This window comes from Pseudomonas sp. GW822-FHT02G04, from assembly GCF_058802085.1.
On the sequence record NZ_JBXANU010000038.1, the window covers coordinates 1 to 22,577 of the forward strand.

Genomic DNA, 22,577 nt, shown 5'->3' on the forward strand with positions numbered 1-22,577 from the left:
GCAGGCACAGCAAGGGGGAGCAAGCTCCCCCTTTAGTTTTTACCGGACACTAGTGACGCAGAGCGTGGGAACGATCAGGGCTGAACCCAAATCCTTGAATACCACTATCGGCCGTTTTTGCCTCGTTGCCACATGACAGACGCATTGCAAACCTAGGATGGCCCTCATCTGCTTGATGAGGCCTGTCCATGAACCACTCGATCGCAACTGCCCTGACCAACCCCGGTGCGCCGATGAAAGTGCGCGGCGTGCAGAAACGCTTCGGCGCGTTCACCGCGCTGGATAACGTTTCCCTCGACGTGGCAGCGGGTGAGCTGGTGTGCCTCTTGGGGCCGTCGGGCTGTGGCAAAACCACCTTGCTGCGCTGCATCGCGGGTCTTGAGAAACAAGACAGCGGTGAGTTGTACCTCGGCGATCGCGACGTTTCCCACCTGGCACCTCAGGCCCGGGACTACGGCATTCTCTTCCAGTCCTACGCGCTGTTCCCCAATCTCACCGTCGAAGCGAACATCGCCTACGGCCTCTCTAGCAGCGGTCGCGATGAAGTACGCCAGCGCGTCGGTCAGATGCTGGAGCTGGTCGGCCTGATTGGCAGTGAGAAAAAGTACCCCGGCCAGTTGTCTGGCGGTCAGCAGCAACGGGTGGCCCTGGCTCGGGCTTTGGCGCCAGCCCCTTCCTTGTTGCTGCTGGACGAACCGATGTCGGCGCTCGACGCCCGGGTTCGCGAGCATCTGTGCACCGAGTTGCGCCAACTACAGCGCAACCTCGGCATCACCACCCTGATGGTCACCCACAATCAGGACGAGGCCATGCTGATGGCCGACCGCATTGCCGTAATGAACAACGGCAAGGTCGAGCAATACGCCACGCCGCAGGACATCTACGACCGCCCGGCCACACCGTTTGTGGCGGAGTTCGTCGGTCAGGGCAACTGGCTGCCGTTCCGCCGTAGCAGCGACAGTCATGCCCAGGTCGGCGGGATGCACATGCGCCTGGCGGAAGGCAGTGCGAAAACCGCGTCGGGCCGTTTGTTTTGCCGCCCCGAAGCGATCAACGTCAACCCGCTGGTGCACGAAGAAAACCTGTTTCCGGCCAAGGTTCGCGAGATCACTTTTCTCGGCAACCGCTGCCGCATGAGCTTCGAACTCGATCAGCTGCCGGGCCATGCGCTACTGGCGGAACTGGCGCCGGAAGCCATGCCGCGTCTCGGCGCGCAGCAGATCATGGTCGCCTTGCCGCCACGCAGCCTGCAGGTGTTTGCCTGATGAGCGCGAACGTCGCGCTGCCGATACCGCACAAGCAGGTTCGGCAGACTTCCCGCGCCGAGATCGGCGACCGGTTGTTCGTGGTCGGTGGCAAGGTGCTGTTGCTGGTATTGCTCGGCGTGGCGGTGTTGATGCCGTTGCTGGCGATCTTCTGGCGCGGGTTCAGTTCGCAGGCCGGGCAGGGCGGCGGTCTGGTGGCCGCCCGTGAATTGCTGACCAGTGCGAATTTCCATTGGTTGCTCGGTAACAGCCTGAAAGTTTCCCTCAGCGTGGCGGCGATTGTCGTACCGCTGGCCTACCTGTTTGCCTACGCCCTGCAGCGCACGTTGATTCCCGGCAAAGGTATCTGGCGCGGCATGTCGCTGCTGCCGTTGATGGCGCCGTCGATGTTGCCGGGGATTGCGCTGGTTTATCTGTTCGGTAATCAGGGCCTGTTGCGCGGTCTGCTCTCAGACAACATCTACGGCTTCTGGGGCATTGTGCTCGGCGAGGTCATCTACACCTTCCCACACGCCTTGATGATTTTGCTGTCGGCGTTGTCCCTGGCGGATGCGCGACTGTTCGATGCCGCCTCCAGCATGGGCGCCAGCCCGGCGAAAGCCTTTCGCAGCATCACTTGGCCGGCGACGCGTCAGGCGGTGTTCGCCGCGTTCTGTCTGGTGTTCACCCTGACCATCACCGACTTCGGTGTGCCCGTGGTGGTCGGTGGCGACTATCAAGTGCTGGCGCTGGAAGCCTACAAAGCGGTGGTCGGTCAGCAGCAATTCGGTCGCGGCGCACTGATCGGCATGGTCCTGCTGCTGCCGGCGCTGTTCAGTTTCGGTGTCGATGCCTGGCTGCGTCGGCGTCATGGCGATTCCATGAGTGGTCGGGCGCAAGTGTTTCAGCCGGCGCCGTCGAAGCTGCGCGACGGTTGTTATCTGGCCATCGTGCTGCTGATCTGCGCGGTGTTGCTGCTGGTGTTCGGCATGGCGGTGTACTCGTCGCTGGTGAAGTTCTGGCCGTACAACCTGTCGCTGTCACTCAACCATTACCAGTTCAACGACACCGCGGGCGGTGGCTGGCTGGCCTATGGCAACAGCGTGAAGATGGCGCTGTGCACGGCGTTGATCGGCAGCGTGCTGATCTTCACCGGCGCGTATCTGATGGAGAAAACCCGGGGCCAGCGCGGGCTGAATCTGACATTGCGCATGCTCAGTTTCGTACCGATGGCGGTGCCGGGTCTGGTGCTGGGGCTGGGTTACGTCTTCTTCTTCAACCTCAGCGGCAACCCGTTGCATGTGTTCTACGGGAGCATGAGCCTGCTGGTGGTCTGCACCATTGCTCACTATTTGACCACCGCGCAAATGACCGCCACCACCGCGCTGCGCCAGCTCGACGCCGAGTTCGAAGCCGCCGCGTTGTCGCTCAAGGCGCCGCTGTACCGGCATTACCTGCGGGTCACCGTGCCGATCTGCCTGCCGGCGCTGCTGGACATCGTGCGCTATTTGTTCGTCTCGGCCATGACCACCGTCTCGGCGGCGATCTTCCTCTACAGCCCCGACACCATTCTCGCGGCGGTGGCGGTGCTGAACATGGATGACGCCGGCAACGTCGGCGGCGCGGCGGCGATGTCGACCCTGATTCTGTTCACCTCGGCGGGCGTGTCCCTGCTGCTGGCCTGGGCCTCGCGCGGTTTATTGCGCCGCTCCCAGGCCTGGCGGCAGACCGCGCCCGGTCTTTGATGTGCTCACGCCTTAACCTCAACTCAAAACAGGAAAAGATCATGTTCAAGCCCTTGGCCCTGGCCGCTGCTGTCCTCACCGCTTTCAGCCTGAACGCCTTCGCTGCGAAAACCGAGTTGACGGTGTACACCGCCCTCGAAGCCGAACAACTGAAGACCTACAAAGAGGCCTTCGAAAAAGCCAACCCGGACGTCGAGATCAAATGGGTGCGCGACTCCACCGGCATCATCACCGCCAAGCTGCTGGCCGAAAAAGCCCGCCCGCAAGCCGATGCGGTGTGGGGCCTGGCGGCATCGAGCCTGGCGATCCTCGATCAGCAAGGCATGCTGCAAAGCTACGCGCCGAAGGACCTGGGCAATATCGGCGGCAACTACCGTGATGCTGCCAACCCACCGGCCTGGGTCGGCATGGACGTGTGGGCGGCGACCATTTGCTTCAACACTGTCGAAGCCGAAAAGCAGGGTTTGAGCAAGCCCGTGAGCTGGCAGGACCTGACCAAGCCTGAGTACAAAGGCAAGATCGTCATGCCCAACCCGGCCTCGTCCGGCACCGGTTTCCTCGACGTCAGCGCTTGGCTGCAAACCTTCGGCGAGAAGCAGGGCTGGCAGTACATGGACGACCTGCACCAGAACATCGGCCAGTACGTTCACTCCGGTTCCAAGCCGTGCAAACTCGCCGCTGCCGGTGAATTCCCGATCGGCATTTCCTTCGAATACCCGGCTGTTCAGTTGAAGCGCCAAGGCGCGCCGCTCGACATCATCCTACCGAAAGAAGGTCTGGGCTGGGAGATCGAAGCGACCGCCGTGATCAAAGGCACACCGAATGAAGACGCGGCGAAGAAACTGGCCGACTTCTCCGCAAGCCCGGCGGCGATGGAGCTTTATAAAGAGAACTTCGCGGTGCTCGCGCAACCGGGTATCGCCAAGCCGCAGACCGAATTGCCGGCGGACTATGAGCAGCGCTTGATCAAAAACGACTTTGCCTGGGCCTCGAAGAATCGCGACGAGATCCTCGCCGAATGGCGCAAGCGCTATGACGGCAAGTCCGAGAAAGTGGCTGCCAAGTAAGCATCACCGATCGTTCCCACGCTCTGCGTGGGAATGCAGCAAAGGACGCTCCGCGTCCCCTGTGACGCAGAGCGTCACGGGATTCATTCCCACGCTGAGCGTGGGAACGATCATTGGGGAACTCCATGACACAACACAGCGACATGCTGATCGTAGGCGCCGGCATTCTCGGCCTGTCCCACGCCTATGCCGCCGCCAGGCGCGGCCTCAAGGTCAACGTCTTCGAACGCAGCGCCACACCATTGGGCGCTTCGGTGCGCAACTTCGGCCAGGCATTGGTCACTGGCCAACCACCGGGACCGATGCTGGAACTGGCCAAAGCCAGTCGAGAAATCTGGGGCCAATGGGCAGAACTCGCAGATCTGCACCTCAAGCGCAACGGCTCGTACTTGTTCGCGCGTACCGAAGCGGAAGAGCATCTGCTGGAAGCCTTTTGCGCCGGTCGTGCCGTGGAGCACGGTTACCGTGTCGAGCTGTTGCGCGGCAACCCATTGCGGGATTTATACGGCGGTCAGTTCAGCCATCACCGCGCCGCGTTGCACGGCATGGACGACCAACAACTGTATTCCCGCGAGGCAATTGCGGCATTGATCGACTACCTGCGCCGCGAGTTGGGCGTCGAGTTTCACTTCTCCGCCCTAGTGCGCGACATCGAGCCGGGCCGCGTGCACAGCACCGCCGGCACCTTCAACGCCGAGCAGATCATCGTTTGCTCCGGCCACGATTATCAAACCTTGCTGGCCGAACCGATTGCCGAACTCAACCCGCAAGTCTGCCGCCTGCAAATGCTCCGCGCCCGGCCGCAGATCAACCTCAACCTGCAACACGCGTTGCTCACCGGTCTGAGTTGCGTGCATTACGGCGCCTTCGCCGATCTGCCGGAAGCGGCCGCGGTACAGGCGCAGATTCTGCGCGAGGCGCCTCACCTGCATGAAAACGGCATTCACCTGCTGATCAGCCCGACACCATACGGTGAGTTAATCATCGGTGACTCCCACCATTACGGCAGCGATCCATCACCGTTCAATGCCGAGCAGGTGGACGACTGGATGCTCGAACTGGCCGAGCAGACGTTGGGCTGCAAGGTGCAAGTGATCGAGCGCTGGCAGGGTGTTTACGGTTCGCGCGGCCCCGGCCCGTTCTCCTTTCTGCGGCCGATGCCGGGTGTGAGCGTGGCGCTGATGCACACCGGTGTCGGCATGAGCGTCGGGCCGGCGCTGGCTGAGCGTAATGTCGCGACCTTATTGGGAGACGGTTGATGGACCGCCATCAGCAAGTGATTGCCGAGGTGTTCGGTCTGTACGAACGGTTTGGCGACAACGATTACATCGGCGAACCGGTGTCGCAGATCGAGCACATGTCGCAAGCAGCCGAGCTGGCGATGGCCGAGGGCTTCGATGATGAAGTGGTGCTGGCGGCGTTTTTTCACGACATCGGCCATCTCTGTGCTGAGGGGGGCGAGAGCATGGGTGGCTTCGGGGTGGTCAGCCATGAGTGTTTGGGCGCTGATTATTTGCGTCGGGCCGGCTTCAGCGAACGCATGGCGCGGCTGGTGGAATATCACGTGCAGGCCAAGCGTTATCTGACGCTCAAAGAGCCCGGGTACTACGAGTGTTTGAGCGAAGCCAGTCGGCGGACGCTGGAGTATCAGGGCGGGGTGATGAGCGTCGCCGAGGCTGAGGCCTTTGAGCGCGATCCGTTGTGCGAGGTCAGTCTGCGGATGCGTCAGTGGGATGAGTTGGCCAAGCAGATGTGGATGCCGGTGATTGATCTGGATGTGTTGAAGGAAAAGGCGTTGCGCCTGTTGGCTGCGTAGAAGTGTGGGGCCGAGGCGCGATGGGGCCCGCTCAAACGCCTCAATTACCCAAGGTCTACAACTGCTGCGCCAACACCTCAACCTGCTCCTGTCGCTCTGCCTGATTCAGCTTCGAATGAGGATTGAGCGACGACCACTGCGGATGCGCCCGGGCCTTGTTCAGCGCTTCCGGCAGTTTGCCTTCGCGCCAGGTTTTGTCCTGCGGTGTGGCGACCTGAATGCTGTCCATTGCCGCATGCCCACGCTGGTTCAGGGCTTGCAGCAATTGCCGCTGGCGCAAGGCCAACAGCCGCAGCACGCTGTCGTCGACGGTCAGTTCTCGCTGGCCTTTGATCTTGCCCAGCAGGCGGCTGCCGTAACTGCGGGCGGTTTGCAGGGCGCCGCCGGCAATCGCTCCGGCCAGTGCCGCCGCGCCGAGGGTCAGGCCGCCCACCAGCAGATCGATTCCGGCCCCGGCCGCCGCGCCGGCCGCGATGCCGCCGCCGACCCGTACACCGAGCTGTTTCAGGGTTTCCGGGTTGAACAAGTCATCGCCCCAGCGGCCATCGAGCAGCGGCAAGTCACTGGCCGCCGCATCCTGTGGGCGGAAGGCGTAGAGCTTGAGCAAGGCCTCAACGCAGCGTTGTTCACGTTGACGCACCGCTTTGCGCAGTTCGCTGATCGCTTGCTGTTCCTGCTCCGCCTCGCTGACCACACTGCGGCGGCAGGCGGCGCAATCGATCAATAAATCGGCAATCAGCTGCGCTGCACTCCGCTGACGGGCCAGGCGTTGGGCTTGCTGATCGGCGATCAGGCGCTCCAGTTGTCCGCGGGAGTTTTCCAGCAGCAGAGCGAGGCTTTCATAGAGTCGGCGTTCGCCATCTTCCGGCGGCGCGACGCTGTCGAACCGCACCAAGGCATGCAAGCCCAATCGCGCCAGGGCTTCACGCCAATCCGGTTCGCGATGCTGGGCGCTGCTGACAAAATTCAGCACTGGCAGCAGCGGTTTGCCGCAACTGGCCAGCACTTCCAGTTCGTCGCGGTACTTGGCCAGCACCGGCTCCCGGGCGTCGATCACGTAGAGGCCGGCATCCGAGGCGAGCAATTGCCGCAACACCTTGGCTTCCTGTTCGAAGCGCTGCCGGGCTTCGCTGCCCTCAAGGAAGCGAGCCAGCCGTGCCGGGCCGTCGAGGCGTTCGCCGGGCCGCTCCAGGCGCTCGAGGTAGTCGAGCAGGGCGATGGCATCTTCCAGGCCCGGCGTGTCGAACAGATCGAGCAACGGCTCGCCGTCCACCGACAATCGCGCGCCTTCGACGTGGCGCGTGGTGCTGGGGCGATGGGAAACTTCGCCGAAGCCGACATCGCGCGTCAGTGTTCGCAGCAATGAAGTTTTGCCGACGTTGGTGTGGCCGACCACGGCGAGTTTCAACGGCTGTTTCCAGGCATCAGTCATGACCCGTCTCCAGCCAGTTCAACGGTGCGCAATCGGCGAATGGCAAGTCCAGTTGTCGTAGCGCAACATGCCAGTCGCCCAGGCGTTCGGCATCCAGCGCTTCGCCGGGCGGTGCTTGCAGCAACCACACGCGGGTGGCGGTGGCGCTGCGAGCCAGTTCGGCAATCAGCGCCAGGCTGCCACGGTCCGGCGAACGCCGTGGATCGCAAGCGATGGCCAGGCGGGCCGGGGGAAAGCGACTCAGCTGTTCGAGCAGTTTGTGCCGGGACTCGCGGCTGTCGAGGATGCCGGCGTCGTTGACGCTTTTCGGCAGCTGCGGTGGCCAGGGGCGTTGATCGTCCAGCTCGATGGCCACCAACAGTGCGCCATCGCTTTGCAGATCGCTGGCCGCGTTTTCAACCCGATGAAGTTGCTCAGGCGCGGCATCGTTGATGCCCAGGCGTTCGCTGGTGGGCATCAACCGTTCGCGCAGTTGTGCGTAGCCGGGCAGGTTCAAGTCCAGACGCAAGGTTGCTTGGCCGGTTTTCCAGCGCCACAGGCAGAACAATGCGAGCAGCAAACGCGGTAACACACCGTACACCAGCAGCACGCCCACCAGCCACGCCGCCCAGGCCTGGCGGGCGCTTTCGATGTTCAGCGCAGCATCGCCGCTGGCGCGGATCATTTCCACGCTGGGCACACTGAAGCCGAGCAAGGCCGGCAAGGCGCCGAGAGCCTGGGTCATGGCGACGAAGGTGTCGGCGCCGAGGATGGTGGTCTCCCAGACGAAGCCGTAGCGCCGGGTCGCCATCAGCGTCAACACCATCACCAAGGCACTGAGCATCGCCAACAACCACAAGCCGTTGACCAGCACACCCAGCGCCCAACGATTGAGTTTCTGCCGTTGCAGCAACAGCAGCAGGGCCGGCGCCAGTTGCGCGGCGTTGGCATCGCGGGCGAGTTTTTCACTGAGCCATAGCCACAAGCGTCCGAGGGCGGCGCCCTGTTCGCCGGCGAACACCAGGCCCAGGGCCCAGCTCAATAGCAGAATCAGGTTCAGCCCCAGCAGGCTGCCCAAGGCCCAGAACACATTGACCGGGGCTTGGCCGTCACCCAGCGCGGCCAACGCCAGGCCGGAACCGCTGATCACGGCCAGCACGGCGAGTACGATCAGCGCCAGTCGCGCGCCTTGCAGCCAGTGTTTGAGGGCGCGGGTCTGCCCGTCGCGCTCGGCCAGCCACCGGGCGCGGCATTGAATACGCGTCGGCAGGTCACCGCCGGCGCTACGGGCGACTCGGTTGGCTTCCAGATCATCCAGGGGCCCGGCGTGTTCTTCACGCAGGCGTATGGTTTCGCTCAGCCAGAGGTTTTGCAGGGGCGTCAGTTCAGTCACGCGGCATCCCGTCGCTTAATTGAGCGATGAGCATAACCGCTGTGACGCTTATCGGGGTAAGGGAGGCTCTGGTATCCTCGCCGGCATGACTAAATCACTCCCCCTCAGCCTGATCGCAGCCCTCGGTGAAAACCGTGTGATCGGCGTCGACAACAGCATGCCCTGGCACTTGCCGGGGGACTTCAAATACTTCAAGGCCACCACCCTCGGCAAGCCGATCATCATGGGGCGCAAGACCTGGGATTCCCTCGGCCGTCCGCTGCCGGGCCGGTTGAACATCGTGGTCAGTCGCCAGGCGGATCTGCAGCTGGAAGGCGCGGAGGTATATCCGTCGTTGGAGGCGGCCGTGATTCGCGCCGAGGAATGGGCGCGGGAGCAGGGTGCCGATGAGTTGATGCTGATTGGTGGCGCGCAGTTGTATGCGCAAGGTCTGGAGCAGGCGGATCGGTTGTATCTGACGCGCGTGGCGCTGAGCCCGGAAGGGGACGCGTGGTTTCCGGAGTTTGATTTGAACCAGTGGAAACTGGTGTCGAATGTTCCGAATCCGGCAGAAGGCGACAAACCGGCGTACAGCTTCGAGGTTTGGGAGCGCACATAGATCGTTCCCACGCTCTGCGTGGGAATGCAGCCCGTGACGCTCCGCGTCACTGGACGCGGAGCGTCCCTTGAGGCATTCCCACGCGGGAGCGTGGGAATGATCAGTGCGGGTTAAGCGTGAGCCAACTCCGAATGCTCATCCGCATCCAGCAGCGCTTTATCCGTCTGCTGCATGATCTGGCTGGTGATCGCCCCAGCAGTGATCGAGCCACTGACGTTCAGCGCCGTACGACCCATGTCGATCAGCGGTTCAACCGAAATCAGCAACGCCACCAGTGACACCGGCAAGCCCATGGCCGGCAGCACGATCAGCGCAGCGAAGGTCGCGCCCCCACCGACCCCGGCCACACCGGCCGAACTCAGCGTCACAATCGCCACCAACGTCGCAATCCACAGCGGGTCCAGTGGATTGATGCCCACGGTTGGCGCCACCATCACCGCCAGCATCGCCGGGTACAGACCGGCACAGCCGTTCTGGCCAATGGTCGCGCCAAACGAGGCGGCGAAACTGGCGATGGATTGTGGAATACCCAAACGGCTGGTCTGGGCTTCGATGCTCAGCGGAATGGTGGCGGCGCTGGAGCGGCTGGTGAAGGCGAACGTCAGCACCGGCCAGATTTTGCGGAAGAAGCGCAACGGGTTGATCCCGGCGGCCGACACCAGAACGCCATGGATCACAAACATCAGGCCCAGGCCGATGTAGGACACCGCCACGAAACTGCCGAGCTTGATGATGTCTTGCAGGTTGGAGCCGGCGACCACTTTGGTCATCAGCGCCAACACGCCGTACGGGGTCAGCTTCATCACCAGGCGCACCAGACGCATCACCCAGGCTTGCAGGGTGTCGATGGCGTTGATCACTTTCTGACCTTTCTCGACATCATCCTTGAGCAATTGCAGCGCCGCGACCCCAAGGAATGCGGCGAAGATCACCACGCTGATGATCGACGTCGGTTTGGCGCGAGCGAGGTCGGCGAACGGGTTCTGCGGGATGAACGACAACAACAGTTGCGGCACATTCAGGTCGGCGACCTTGCCCGCGTAGTCGGTCTGGATGGTTTGCAGGCGAGCCATTTCCTGAGTGCCAGCGACCAGGCCTTCAGCCGTGAGACCGAACAGGTTGGTCAGGCCGATGCCGATCAACGCCGCGATGGCGGTGGTGAACAGCAGTGTGCCGATGGTCAGGAAGCTGATTTTGCCCAGCGACGAAGCGTTGTGCAGACGGGCCACGGCACTGAGGATCGAAGCGAACACCAGCGGGATCACGATCATTTGCAGCAACTGCACATAACCGTTGCCCACCAGATCGAACCAGCCGATCGAGGCTTTCAGCACCGGGTTGCCCGCACCATAAATGGTGTGCAGGGAGACACCGAATACCACGCCCAGCACCAGCGCCAGCAGCACCTTTTTCGCCAGGCTCCAGGTGGTGTGACGGGTTTGCGCCAGGCCAATGAGCAAGGCGAGGAACACCAGCAGATTGAGGATCAGCGGCAGATTCATAGAGGCTCCAATAACTGTGTCAGCCGCATTCCGGGGCAGCTGCGAACCGGTAAGCCTAACAGCTTGATATGTAATGAATTAATATCAAAAACAGCGGTTGACTGTCGTTTTTGGAATAAGCCGGTGGCGTTATGGGGAATGCCGCTGACGGAATCAGGATGTAAGCGGTCGCGGGCAGGCGAGGACTGTCACACTTATTTGTTAGCGTCGATCTCTTTCAATCAGGGAGAAACGCCGATGAAGCTTGCACCGAAATTTCTTGCTGCTGCACTGGGATTGGGTTTGGGCCTGGGCCTTGCCGGGCAGGTTTTCGCCACCGATTTGCAGCACTGGCCGGCGGATCAGGCCAAGGCGCTGGACGCGATGATCGCGGCCAATGCTAACAAGGGTAACTTTGCGGTGTTCGACATGGACAACACCAGCTACCGCTACGACCTCGAAGAGTCGTTGCTGCCGTTCATGGAAAACAAGGGCCTGATCACTCGCGAGAGCCTCGACCCCTCCCTGAAACTGATGCCGTTCAAGGACACCGCCGACCACAAGGAAAGCCTGTTCAGCTACTACTATCGCCTCTGCGAAGTCGACGACATGGTTTGCTATCCATGGGTCGCCCAAGTGTTTTCCGGCTTTACGCTTCAGGAGCTCAAGGCCAACGTCGATGAGCTGATGGCGTCTGGCAAACCGGTGCCGAGCACTTATTACGATGGCGACGTGGTCAAGACCATCGACGTCAACCCGCCGAAAATCTTCACCGGTCAGAAAGAGCTCTACAACAAGCTGATGGAGAACGGCATCGAGGTCTACGTGATGACCGCTGCCTCCGAAGAGCTGGTGCGCATGGTCGCTGCCGATCCGAAGTATGGCTACAACGTCAAACCGCAGAACGTGATCGGCGTGACCACGCTGCTCAAGGACCGCAAGACAGGCGAGCTGACCACTGCGCGTAAGCAGATTACTGCTGGTAAGTATGACGAGAAGGCTAACCTGGGCCTGGAACTGACTCCGTACCTGTGGACCCCGGCCACCTGGATGGCCGGCAAGCAGGCGGCCATCCTGACCTACATCGATGAATGGAAGAAACCGGTTCTGGTGGGCGGCGATACCCCGAGCAGTGATGGTTACATGCTGTTCCACAGCGTCGACGTGGCCAAGGGCGGCATCCACTTGTGGGTCAACCGCAAAGACAAGTACATGACCCAGATTAACGGCATGATGGCCAAGCACGCAGCGGCTCAGGCCAAGGAAGGGTTGGCGGTGACGGCGGATAAGAACTGGGTGATCGTCAAGCCTGAAGAGATTCAGTAAACGCTGTGATGATCGTTCCCACGCTCTGCGTGGGAATGCAGCCCGTGACGCTCCGCGTCACTGGACGCAGAGCGTCCCTTGAGGCATTCCCACGCGGGAGCGTGGGAACGATCAGCCCCGCACTTGGCGGGGCATTTTTTTGTTCGACGGTTAAGTATTACAGCCCGTCGAGCATCGCTTTGTTACGCACGGCACCTTTGTCGGCGCTGGTCGCCAACAGGGCATAGGCTTTCAGAGCGGTGGTCACTTTACGTGGACGCTTTTCCACCGGCTTCCAGCCTTTCTTGTCCTGCTCGACCCGGCGCGCGGCCAGTTCTTCGTCGCTGACCAACAGGTTGATCGAGCGGTTCGGGATGTCGATCAGTACCTTGTCGCCATCCTGCACCAGGCCGATCGCGCCGCCGGCAGCGGCTTCTGGCGAAGCGTGGCCGATGGACAGGCCCGAAGTACCGCCGGAGAAACGGCCGTCGGTCAGCAGGGCGCAGGCTTTGCCCAGGCCTTTGGATTTCAGGTAAGAGGTCGGGTAGAGCATTTCCTGCATGCCCGGGCCGCCTTTCGGGCCTTCGTAACGAATGATCACGATGTCGCCGGCCTTCACTTCGTCGGCGAGGATGCCGCGTACGGCGCTGTCCTGGCTTTCGAAGATCTTCGCGTTGCCTTCGAAGACGTGGATCGACTCGTCGACACCGGCGGTTTTCACCACACAGCCATCCAGCGCGATGTTGCCGTACAGAACGGCCAGGCCGCCCTCTTTCGAGTAAGCGTGTTCGACACTGCGGATGCAGCCGTTTTCACGGTCGTCGTCCAGGGTTTCCCAACGGGTCGACTGGCTGAACGCGGTTTGCGTCGGGATGCCCGCAGGGCCAGCCTTGAAGAAGTGATGCACCGCCTCGTCGTTGGTCTGGGTGATGTCCCACTTGGCGATACCTTCGGCCATGGTCTTGCTGTGTACGGTCGGCAGGTCTGTGTGCAACAGGCCGCCACGGGCCAGGGAACCGAGGATGCTGAAGATCCCGCCGGCACGGTGCACGTCTTCCATGTGGTACTTCTGGATGTTCGGCGCGACCTTGCACAGTTGCGGTACGTGGCGGGAGAGGCGGTCGATGTCGCGCAGGTCGAAATCGATCTCGGCTTCCTGGGCCGCGGCCAGCAAGTGCAGGATGGTGTTGGTGGAACCGCCCATGGCGATGTCCAGGGTCATGGCGTTTTCGAACGCCTTGAAGTTGGCGATGTTGCGTGGCAATACCGACTCATCGTTCTCGCCGTAGTAGCGCTTGCACAGCTCGACGATGGTACGGCCGGCTTGCAGGAACAGCTGTTCGCGGTCGCTGTGGGTGGCCAGGGTCGAACCGTTGCCCGGCAACGCGAGACCAAGGGCTTCGGTCAGGCAGTTCATCGAGTTGGCGGTGAACATGCCGGAGCAGGAGCCGCAAGTAGGGCAGGCGCTACGCTCGTACTCGGCGACCTTCTCGTCAGAGGCGCTGGAGTCGGCGGCGATCACCATGGCGTCGACCAGGTCAAGACCGTGGCTGGCCAGTTTGGTCTTGCCGGCTTCCATCGGGCCGCCAGACACGAAGATCACCGGGATGTTCAGGCGCAAGGCGGCCATCAGCATGCCAGGGGTGATCTTGTCGCAGTTGGAGATGCAGACGATGGCGTCGGCGCAGTGGGCGTTGACCATGTACTCGACGGAGTCGGCGATGATCTCGCGGCTCGGCAGCGAATAGAGCATGCCGTCGTGGCCCATGGCGATGCCGTCATCCACGGCGATGGTGTTGAATTCTTTGGCTACGCCGCCGGCCCGTTCGATTTCACGAGCGACCAGTTGACCCAGATCCTTCAGGTGCACGTGGCCCGGTACGAACTGGGTAAAGGAGTTGGCAATGGCGATGATCGGCTTCTTGAAGTCGTCATCTTTCATCCCCGTGGCGCGCCACAGTGCGCGAGCACCGGCCATGTTGCGGCCGTGGGTGGATGTTTTCGAGCGGTAATCAGGCATGGAGCACTCCGGGCGGCAAATCAGGTATCAAAAGGGAAGTGAGCTTCTATTGACGTCTGGAACACTCAGAAATGGCCGTGTGTCCGGAAGTTGCCGATAACTTTGCGGGATCGCCGCGCGCTTCAGCTTGAGCTCATAAACCCGCCGGGGGATGACTGGCGATGAATCTCGCGATTCTACACCGCTGGCGTCAGGAGGGAATGCCGGAAAGTGCTGATCCAGCGCTGATGGCGCGTGTGGGATGACGACCGGCAGGATTATTCGACGCTTGGGCTGGCTCTCGGGCTTTTGGCTCGGCTATGGACACGACTGTTGAGCGCCAGCGCCACGCTGCTCAAGATGATGAAGCTGTATCCCAGCGTGGATTGCAGGTTGGCCGGGCTCAAGCTGATGAGCGCACTGATCAACCCGCCGCAGATGAAAATCACCGTGCTGCCGGCCGACGCCGAGGTTCCCGCATTTTCGGGGAACAGGCTCATGGCTTTGGACGTAGCGGCGGGCCGGGCGATGGTGGTGCCGGCAGTACAGATGAGCATCGGTACCAGGACAGTGATCGGGGACAGCGTAAAGTGGCTTGAGAGATAAAGCATGATCAGGCCGGACAGCAGGATCAGGCTCATCCCGCTGATGACTTGATGACCGGGACTGATACGTTTACCCAACAACGTCGCAACCGTGCCGCCGACAATGTAGGCGCCGCCATATACCAGCAGGATCAGCGAGAAGTCATAGGCCGATAGCTGGAGTTGATCCATGAAAATCAGCGGCGAAATCACGATGAAGGAAAAATGGCAGGCGAAAGCAAAGGCGGAAATCAGCCAGTAGGACAGGAAGTCGACATCGCACAAGACCCGGCGGTAGGGCTGGAAGATATTCGATAGCGCTCCGGTTGCCGCTGGCCGAGTGTTTTCGAGAAAAAAACAGGCCTTGAGCAGCACTATTCCAGCCAGTGCGGTAAACACCCCAAAGCTGCCCTGCCAGCCCAGCGTGGCTTGCAGGAACGTGCCGGCCAACGGTGAGACCGAGATGAAAACGCCGGTGGCAGTCACCATCAGGATCCGCAACCGGTCACGCTCCTCACCCTCGAACAGGTCCTGAATCAGTGCTTGTGACAGCACGAAACACCCGCAACCGAGCGCCTGAATGACACGGAACAGCAGGAAGTGGACATAGTCCGTGGTCAGTGTGCAGCCCACCGCACCCAGCATCGAGATGGTTATTCCCGCGAGCAACAGTACTTTGCGCCCGATCACATCCGACAGCGGCCCGATCAGCAGTTGAGAGGCCGCTATGCCAACGGCAAACAGACTGATCGACAGCGCAATATCGGCGGGCGTGCTGCGAAAGTGTTCGGCGAGCGCCGGGAAAGAGGGCCGCAGGACATCCAGCGGGAACACGCCAAGCAGCACCATGGCCAACAACAGGCTGACCGCTCCCCGACGTTGTTTGGCGGTTGCCGCGGATTGTCCTTCAGCCATCGATAAGCCCTGCCTTCATGAACAGTTGCTGGTTGGAGGACAGGTCGAAGAAACCGGCCTTTTTCAACGCCTGCAGCGTTGCGCCAGCACCGGATCGCGCCCGTTGATGGGTGGCTTGGGGGTTGGTCAGTCCGCAGAGAATTTCCGTGACGGTGGTGTCGCCAAGAGCCGCGCTGTGCAGGCTTTCGCGCATCCATCGCTCATCGGCCTCGAAGAACATCCGGATGATGTCCAGCAGCGCTTTGGCGACAAACGTGCGTTGAGGGCTGTTCAGCGTCAGCCACAGGTAATGGAATACTTCAGAGAAATAGCGACTATGGCGCGCCTCGTCCGCCAGATGATCCCTGAGCATTGCCTGGACGCTGGAAACCAGGTCGTTACGGCAGACATCGAGCAGTTCCTTGGCAATGATCGTCTCCGACACGAACCCGACGAGAAACCAGGCCAGCGCCCTGTATCTTTCAGGGGCGCCGTCAAGCAGGGCGTTCAATCGCATGATGCGGTGGGGCATGACCGGACGCCGGCTGATCCCGTAGAACCTGGCAACCTGTTCGGCAAGGCTGTTGGAAAACAGGGCGTGATAACCCTCGTCGGTATAAAGCTGAAGCGCGGCGGTCTTCATCCGTGCGGGAATGTGGACGTTCAGTTCATCATGGATGATGGTTTCCACGGAGCGGTTGACGATGCGGTGCTCAAGCAAGGTGGTGTAGTCGAGGAAGTACACCAGATGATTGGCCGACAGCCGATGGATGACGGTTTGACCTGCCGCCTGGATAGCCGGGTGAGTCAGGTAAGCCAGGAAGCCTGGAGGAAACCAGTGGCGCGTTTCCAGTTGCTGTTCCAGATCTGGCGGTAATAGATAGTCGTGTTTGCTGGTGCGCACTGACGCGCGGGTATTCCAGTCGCCCAAGGTGTAACGATGAGCCCAGGACATTGGGTGGTCCAACGGGGCAACGATGGGAGTGGTCATTGTTGCGGCTCCCGACTGCTCAGAAGATCTTTCAATTCCTTGCACATCATTTGTCCGTCGCTGTAGCCACAGCCGACAAAAAATAACGGTTGTTCTGCGCTGTCCGCGATCCCCAGCAAGACCTCGACCTGATCATCGGCCAGCGCCCCCGTCAGCCAGGTGTTCAACCCCAGCGCGGTGGCCACCAGTTGGAATGTTTGAGAAATATGCCCTGCTTCCACGAAGGCCATTCGGTAGGCTCGCGAGTGTTCATATTTCCACCACAGCTTGTCGAACCGACTGGTGATGAACAGGCCCACGGGCAGGTTGTTGATGAAGTGCTGCCCACACAGCAACTGCCCCAGTGGTGAGTCAGGTGTCGGGTTGACGAAACTCAAGGCGTGGTCGGTGGGATGGTAGGCGTAGAGCCCGGGTTTCAGGCCGCTGACGTTGTGTACATGAAGAAAGCCTTCGCAGGCATTCAGCCCGCCACCGGATGGGCTGCTGCGCCGGGCATCGAGACCTTCGACAAGGGTTTCATCGACATCGTTTTCGCGCTCATGCAAGTAGCCAAGGGACAGGTAAAGCAGCGTGCTGATAGCTTCCAGTGAAACCGCTGCATCCGTGAAGGTGCGGCAGGTTTTTCGGCCGATCAGGACGTTGGCCAGAGACCCTTCCGGCAGGCAGGAAGGTTTTGGCAGGTCAATCAGCTCCCGCGCCTGGCATTCTGTGGGCCGGTTGCTCGGCGCAGGAGTGGCCAGCACTTCGGTGCAATGGTCCAGGTAGTGTCTCGACCATTCATGAACATCCTGAGGGACATGTTCGCATGGGATGTTTTTGGTACCGATATGGAATATCTTCGACAGTTCATCCCAACCCCATTCAACAGTACCTTGTATTGATGTTGTCAGTATTCCTGCGTTCAGGAGTTGAGTGTCAACTATGTTGCTGTCGTTATACAGTTTTGGGTTGTTTATAAGTTGCGTAAGTCTGCTTGAGTATTCAAGGCTTAGTTCAAATTGTTTGTGATTTTTGTAATCCCAGACTATTTGGCCGGGCGTGCGAGGAAGTATGAATAGATATGGGTTTATCTGCATGGTGGGCGGTTCGCTCTGGACGGGTGCCATAGAAAGCGCTGGGTAGCCGGCACTCCCCAGCGTCTCATTTACTTAGCGGGCTTTTGGTGCAACCAGAAAAGCCAGGTTGGCGATTTTGTTAGCTTCCAGAGTAATTGCTTTCATGTTGTTGACTCCTTGTCATTTGATAGTGAGTGTCACTTCGAGGTGACAACTCAATCATAGGCGGTAATGGGCGCTTATCAAGGGGATATTAAGTAGGAATATTCCAGTAATTTTGTCGGAACGATCTTGGGTTTGGAACGGTTTTGTAAGTTATATTCTTTCAAATCAAATGTGCAGGGAAATGTCCTGCAAGTCTGTAGGACTGCAAGAGTAAGACGATGGGGCGGGAGAGGATATGTCGCGGCGTCAGAATGGCTGACGGAGAGCCTGTCGGCTCCCCGTCAAACCGGCGTACTCAGCTGTTTGGCAGCAGACGGCAGGTAATGCTCTTGATGTAGCGGGTTTCGGCAATGGCCGGGTGTACCGGGTGATCCGGGCCTTGTCCGCCGCGCTCGAGCATCTGGATGTTGCGGTCCAGGTGACGGGCGCTGGTCAGCAGGATGTTCTGCAGATCGTCTTCCGGCAGGTGCATCGAGCACGACGCGCTGACCAGGATGCCGTCCTTGCTGAGCAGGCGCATGGCTTGTTCGTTCAGACGACGGTAGGCACCTTCACCGTTTTTCATGTCTTTCTTGCGTTTGATGAATGCAGGAGGGTCGGCCACGATGACGTCGAAACGCTCTTCGCTGGCTTTCAGCTCTTTGAGGGCTTCGAACACGTCGCCTTCAATGCAGGTCATTTTTTCGGCGAAGCCGTTCAGTGCGGCGTTGCGCTCCACGCCATCGAGGGCGAAGGCTGAAGCATCGACGCAGAACACTTCACTGGCGCCGAAGGCGGCCGCTTGCACGCCCCAGCCGCCGATGTAGCTGTACAAATCCAATACGCGTTTGCCTTTGGCATAAGGTGCCAGACGCGCGCGGTTCATGCGGTGGTCGTAAAACCAGCCGGTTTTCTGCCCCTGGATGACTGGCGCTTCGAACTTCACGCCGTTCTCTTCCAGCGCTACCCACTCCGGCACCAGGCCGAACACGGTTTCGACGTAACGGTTGAGGCCTTCGGCGTCACGGGCGGCGGAGTCGTTCTTGAACAGGATGCCGCTTGGCTTGAGCACTTGGGTCAGCGCCGCGATCACGTCATCTTTGTGAGCTTCCATGGTCGCCGAAGCGATCTGGACCACCAGGATGTCACCGAAACGGTCGACCACCAGGCCTGGCAGCAGGTCGGAGTCGCCGTAGACCAGGCGATAGAACGGCTTGTCGAACAGGCGATCGCGCAGCGACAGGGCGACGTTCAGGCGATGCACCAGCAGCGACTTGTCCAGCGGCAACTTGATGTCGCGCGACAGCAGGCGGGCGCAGATCAGATTGTTCGGGCTCATGGCAACGATGCCCAGCGGCTTGCCGCCGGCGGCTTCGAGGATCGCCTGATCGCCAGCCTTGAAACCGTGCAATGGGGTGGCGGCTACATCGATTTCGTTGCTGTAGACCCACAGGTGACCGTTGCGCAGGCGTCGGTCGGCGTTGGCTTTGAGGCGCAGGCTAGGCAGGGACATGACGTCGCTCCGGAAAAAAGAGCGGGAGTATAGCGTGTTGAGGGAGTGGCGGGTTTGACGGACGATGAAACGCGCATGACGCCATCGCGGGCCCGCACACATATGGATTGCGTTTGACTGGCTGTCGGATCGATCTTTTTAAGGGTTAGAATCCCCGCCTGACCCGGAGTGCGTACTTATGTCCCAAGAGCTGTCTTCTGAACAGATTCAACAGTCCCTGCAAGGCATCAGTGTGCCGCCCCAGCCGCAGATCATGGTGGATCTGCAGATGGAGCAATATATGCCCGACCCGGACCTGGAGATGATCGCCAAGCTGATCTCCCAGGACCCTGGTCTTTCCGGCGCCTTGCTGAAAATCGTCAATTCGCCGTACTACGGCTTGAGTAACAAGATCACTGCGATCCAGCGAGCAGTAAACCTGTTGGGCAGCCGTTCGATCATCAACCTGATCAACGCGCAGTCGATCAAGGGCGAGCTGAACGACGACGCAATCGTCACCCTCAACCGTTTCTGGGACACGGCGCAGGACGTGGCGATGACCTGCCTGAGCCTGGCCAAGCGCGTCGGCGTCCAGGCCGGTGATGAAGCTTATGCGCTGGGCCTGTTCCACGATTGCGGCATCCCGCTGATGCTCAAGAAATTCCCCGACTACATGAAAGTGCTGGAGCAGGCCTATGCCAACGCCAGCGCCGAATGCCGCGTGGTGGATACCGAGAATAAGCACTACAACACCAACCACGCGGTGGTCGGGTATTACACCGCCAAGTCCTGGCGCTTGCCGGAGCACGTCACCCAGGCCATTGCCAACCACCACAATGCCCTGGCCATTTTCAGCGATGAATCGTCGCGTAATACACCGCTGAAAAATCTGCTGGCGATCCTGAAGATGGCCGAGCACATTTGTGCCTCCTATCGGGTGCTGGGCAACCAGGCCGAAGACCATGAATGGAACAATGTCGGGCACCTTGTGCTCGATTACATTGGTCTATCGGAATACGATTTCGAAACCCAGAAACAAGAAATTCGCGACCTCGCCACGCGTTGAGTGTCGAACTCGCCTGATTCGAGAGCCCCATGCCTGAACTGCCGGAAGTCGAAACCACCCGCCGCGGAATTGCACCGCACCTGGAAGGCCAGCGCGTCAGCCGGGTGATCGTGCGTGAGCGCCGTCTGCGCTGGCCGATCCCCGAAGACCTGGATGTGCGGCTGTCGGGCCAGCGCATCGTGCTGGTGGAACGGCGGGCCAAGTACCTGCTGATCAATGCCGAGGTCGGCACACTGATCAGTCATTTGGGCATGTCGGGCAATCTGCGGCTGGTGGAAGCCGGCTTGCCGGCAGCCAAGCATGAGCATGTGGACATCGAACTGGAATCGGGCCTGGCCCTGCGTTACACCGACCCGCGTCGGTTCGGGGCGATGCTCTGGAGCCTCGACCCGCTGAACCACGAACTGCTGGTTCGCCTGGGGCCGGAGCCGTTGACCGATCTGTTCGACGGCGAGCGTCTGTTCCAGCTGTCCCGCGGGCGGTCCATGGCGGTCAAGCCGTTCATCATGGATAACGCGGTGGTGGTGGGCGTCGGCAATATCTACGCGACCGAAGCGCTGTTTGCTGCTGGCATTGACCCGCGCCGCGAGGCCAAGAGCATTTCCCGGGCGCGTTATTTGAAGCTGGCGATCGAGATCAAGCGCATCCTGGCCCTCGCCATCGAACGGGGCGGTACCACGTTGCGGGACTTTATCGGCGGCGACGGCCAACCGGGTTATTTCCAGCAGGAACTGTTCGTGTACGGCCGTGGCGGTGAACACTGCAAGGTCTGTGGCACGGGGCTGCGGGAAGTCAAACTTGGGCAGCGCGCCAGCGTCTTTTGTCCGCGCTGTCAGAGCTGATATCGGCTACGGTCTATAGTCAGTGTTCTCACTGCCTAGCCGAAGGACCGTGCCATGAATCTGTTTCGAACCCTTGTCGTCACGCTGTTGCTGAGTGTCGGTGCGCCCGCGCTGGCTACTGAGAACGGCAGCGGTGACCCGCGTTACACCATCCAGAATCCACCGGCCTACGCCATGCTTGGCGATCTGCTGATTGCCCGACCGTTGCTGGTGGTGGCGACAGTGATCGGTGCTGGGGCGTTTGTGGTGTCGCTGCCATTTACCGCGCTGGGCGGCGGCATTGGCGATGCAGGGCAGGCGCTGGTGGTCGACCCGGCGAAAGCAGCGTTTGTGCGGTGTCTGGGGTGCATCGGGGAAGGGTTTGAGCAGCGGGAGTGAGCTGTAAAAGCTTCGCGGGCAAGCCTCGCTCCTACAGAGTTCCGCCGTTCATGGGTGCCAGGTACGACGTGAACCTGTAGGAGCGAGGCTTGCCCGCGAAGGCGCCCCGACAGGCGCCAGATTACTTAAGCCTTGCCGGTAATCTTCCGGTACTTCTCCATCAACTGTTCTTCAGTTTCCGGATGGGCTTCGTCCAGCGGAATGCAATCCACCGGGCAGACCTGCTGGCATTGCGGTTCGTCATAGTGGCCGACACATTGCGTGCACAGGTTCGGGTCGATCACGTAGATCTCTTCGCCCTGGGAAATGGCGGCGTTCGGGCATTCGGGTTCGCAGACGTCGCAGTTGATGCAATCGTCGGTGATGATCAGGGACATGCTAACTCCAGCCGGGGCGGCAGGCCCTGGCGCAATAAACCAATGCGCACAATTGTGCCGCATTGGCGCCCGCAGTGCACGCGGGCGCGATCAAGTGCAGCTTTGGCAGCGCCTACTTTTTGAAGCGTTCGGTGAGGGCGTCGGCCACCACCGGGTGGACGAACTTGGTGATATCGCCGCCCAGGGCCGCGATTTCACGGACCAGTGTCGAGGAAATGAACGAATAACGCTCGGACGGGGTAAGAAACAGACTTTCCACATCCGGTGCCAGTTGGCGGTTCATGTTGGCCAGCTGGAATTCGTATTCGAAGTCCGACACCGCGCGCAAACCACGCAGGAACACGTTGGCGTTCTGCTCTTTGGCGAAATGCGCGAGCAGTGTCGAGAAGCCGACGACTTCAACGTTCGGCAAATGTTTGGTGACCTCGCGGGCCAGCTCCACACGTTGTTCCAAGGGAAACAGCGGGTTTTTCTTAGGGCTGGCGGCGACGGCGATGATTACGTGATCGAACAGGCGCGAGGCGCGTTCGACCAGATCGCCATGGCCCTTGGTAATAGGGTCGAAGGTACCTGGGTACAACACTCGGTTCATCGCGTCGTCCTGGCGGGAGTCCGTTGGGGAGTCGGATGGTATCGCAGCCTTCCCGGTCGGCCAAGTCGCCTGTTGGGTAAGAAAGCACTATAGACGATGGGAA

The 22,577-nt window shown here is 60.6% G+C and carries 20 protein-coding genes; 10 read left to right on the forward strand and 10 right to left on the reverse strand.

The window, feature by feature from the left end:
- Positions 1–188: 188 nt before the first annotated feature.
- The 5 genes from AC1RO5_RS28935 (at position 189) to AC1RO5_RS28955 (ending at position 5,872) form a co-directional block, all read left to right on the forward strand.
- On the forward strand, positions 189–1,265 hold the full coding sequence (locus AC1RO5_RS28935; RefSeq protein WP_493179104.1) for a putative 2-aminoethylphosphonate ABC transporter ATP-binding protein: 1,077 nt from the start codon (positions 189–191) through the stop codon (positions 1,263–1,265).
- Positions 1,265–2,989: a putative 2-aminoethylphosphonate ABC transporter permease subunit gene (locus AC1RO5_RS28940; protein WP_493179105.1), complete on the forward strand. Its 1,725-nt coding sequence runs from the start codon at positions 1,265–1,267 to the stop codon at positions 2,987–2,989. Before AC1RO5_RS28935 ends, AC1RO5_RS28940 begins: the two co-directional genes overlap by 1 nt.
- 41 nt (positions 2,990–3,030) lie before the next feature.
- Positions 3,031–4,056: a putative 2-aminoethylphosphonate ABC transporter substrate-binding protein gene (locus tag AC1RO5_RS28945; RefSeq protein ID WP_493179107.1), complete on the forward strand. Its 1,026-nt coding sequence runs from the start codon at positions 3,031–3,033 to the stop codon at positions 4,054–4,056.
- Between the two features lie 125 nt (positions 4,057–4,181).
- Complete coding sequence (locus tag AC1RO5_RS28950) at positions 4,182–5,315, forward strand: TIGR03364 family FAD-dependent oxidoreductase (protein ID WP_493179109.1); 1,134 nt, start codon at positions 4,182–4,184, stop codon at positions 5,313–5,315.
- Entirely contained in the window at positions 5,315–5,872 is a 558-nt protein-coding gene (locus AC1RO5_RS28955) for a phosphonate degradation HD-domain oxygenase (RefSeq protein WP_493179111.1), read from the forward strand. Before AC1RO5_RS28950 ends, AC1RO5_RS28955 begins: the two co-directional genes overlap by 1 nt.
- 55 nt (positions 5,873–5,927) lie before the next feature.
- Here the strand turns inward: AC1RO5_RS28955 and AC1RO5_RS28960 are convergent, their stop codons facing one another.
- A complete protein-coding gene (locus AC1RO5_RS28960; RefSeq protein WP_493179112.1) occupies positions 5,928–7,304 on the reverse strand; it encodes a GTPase/DUF3482 domain-containing protein in 1,377 nt (458 codons plus the stop codon).
- Positions 7,297–8,676, reverse strand: coding sequence for a DUF2868 domain-containing protein (locus tag AC1RO5_RS28965; RefSeq protein WP_493179113.1), 1,380 nt, complete (start codon positions 8,674–8,676; stop codon positions 7,297–7,299). The genes AC1RO5_RS28960 and AC1RO5_RS28965 overlap by 8 nt, the downstream gene beginning before the upstream one ends.
- 85 nt (positions 8,677–8,761) lie before the next feature.
- On the opposite strand from AC1RO5_RS28965, the gene AC1RO5_RS28970 reads away from it, so the two are divergent.
- Positions 8,762–9,274, forward strand: coding sequence for a dihydrofolate reductase (locus AC1RO5_RS28970; protein WP_493179115.1), 513 nt, complete (start codon positions 8,762–8,764; stop codon positions 9,272–9,274).
- Positions 9,275–9,384: 110 nt separating this feature from the next.
- Here AC1RO5_RS28970 and AC1RO5_RS28975 read toward each other — a convergent pair whose 3' ends face one another.
- Positions 9,385–10,776 (reverse strand): L-cystine transporter, encoded by a 1,392-nt coding sequence (locus AC1RO5_RS28975; protein WP_493179117.1) that lies wholly within the window; start codon positions 10,774–10,776, stop codon positions 9,385–9,387.
- A gap of 237 nt (positions 10,777–11,013) precedes the next feature.
- Here AC1RO5_RS28975 and AC1RO5_RS28980 point away from each other — a divergent pair, with 237 nt between their 5' ends.
- On the forward strand, positions 11,014–12,081 hold the full coding sequence (locus tag AC1RO5_RS28980) for an HAD family hydrolase (protein ID WP_413695868.1): 1,068 nt from the start codon (positions 11,014–11,016) through the stop codon (positions 12,079–12,081).
- 157 nt (positions 12,082–12,238) lie between these two features.
- On the opposite strand, the gene ilvD is transcribed toward AC1RO5_RS28980, so the two are convergent.
- The 5 genes from ilvD to AC1RO5_RS29005 all read right to left on the reverse strand — a co-directional run bounded on the left by ilvD (position 12,239) and on the right by AC1RO5_RS29005 (position 19,240).
- Complete coding sequence (gene ilvD / locus AC1RO5_RS28985) at positions 12,239–14,080, reverse strand: dihydroxy-acid dehydratase (protein ID WP_018928674.1); 1,842 nt, start codon at positions 14,078–14,080, stop codon at positions 12,239–12,241.
- A gap of 257 nt (positions 14,081–14,337) precedes the next feature.
- A complete protein-coding gene (locus AC1RO5_RS28990) occupies positions 14,338–15,558 on the reverse strand; it encodes an MFS transporter (protein ID WP_493179118.1) in 1,221 nt (406 codons plus the stop codon).
- On the reverse strand, positions 15,551–16,528 hold the full coding sequence (locus tag AC1RO5_RS28995) for a diiron oxygenase (protein ID WP_493179120.1): 978 nt from the start codon (positions 16,526–16,528) through the stop codon (positions 15,551–15,553). Before AC1RO5_RS28995 ends, AC1RO5_RS28990 begins: the two co-directional genes overlap by 8 nt.
- A complete protein-coding gene (locus tag AC1RO5_RS29000; protein WP_493179121.1) occupies positions 16,525–17,604 on the reverse strand; it encodes a SagB family peptide dehydrogenase in 1,080 nt (359 codons plus the stop codon). The genes AC1RO5_RS28995 and AC1RO5_RS29000 overlap by 4 nt, the downstream gene beginning before the upstream one ends.
- 439 nt (positions 17,605–18,043) lie before the next feature.
- Complete coding sequence (locus tag AC1RO5_RS29005; protein WP_017341306.1) at positions 18,044–19,240, reverse strand: class I SAM-dependent rRNA methyltransferase; 1,197 nt, start codon at positions 19,238–19,240, stop codon at positions 18,044–18,046.
- 232 nt (positions 19,241–19,472) lie between these two features.
- Between AC1RO5_RS29005 and AC1RO5_RS29010 the strand changes: the two genes are divergently transcribed.
- The 3 genes from AC1RO5_RS29010 to AC1RO5_RS29020 are packed head-to-tail and all read left to right on the forward strand — an operon-like array spanning position 19,473 to position 21,505.
- Complete coding sequence (locus tag AC1RO5_RS29010; protein ID WP_493179147.1) at positions 19,473–20,285, forward strand: HDOD domain-containing protein; 813 nt, start codon at positions 19,473–19,475, stop codon at positions 20,283–20,285.
- A gap of 29 nt (positions 20,286–20,314) precedes the next feature.
- Positions 20,315–21,127: a bifunctional DNA-formamidopyrimidine glycosylase/DNA-(apurinic or apyrimidinic site) lyase gene (mutM, locus tag AC1RO5_RS29015; RefSeq protein ID WP_007939320.1), complete on the forward strand. Its 813-nt coding sequence runs from the start codon at positions 20,315–20,317 to the stop codon at positions 21,125–21,127.
- Between the two features lie 54 nt (positions 21,128–21,181).
- Complete coding sequence (locus AC1RO5_RS29020) at positions 21,182–21,505, forward strand: multidrug transporter (RefSeq protein ID WP_007939321.1); 324 nt, start codon at positions 21,182–21,184, stop codon at positions 21,503–21,505.
- A 125-nt stretch (positions 21,506–21,630) separates the two neighbouring features.
- Here AC1RO5_RS29020 and AC1RO5_RS29025 read toward each other — a convergent pair whose 3' ends face one another.
- Together AC1RO5_RS29025 and coaD are read right to left on the reverse strand one after the other, a co-directional pair.
- A complete protein-coding gene (locus AC1RO5_RS29025) occupies positions 21,631–21,882 on the reverse strand; it encodes a YfhL family 4Fe-4S dicluster ferredoxin (protein ID WP_003195146.1) in 252 nt (83 codons plus the stop codon).
- Between the two features lie 112 nt (positions 21,883–21,994).
- A complete protein-coding gene (coaD, locus tag AC1RO5_RS29030) occupies positions 21,995–22,474 on the reverse strand; it encodes a pantetheine-phosphate adenylyltransferase (RefSeq protein WP_007939322.1) in 480 nt (159 codons plus the stop codon).
- Between the last annotated feature and the right edge of the window lie 103 nt (positions 22,475–22,577).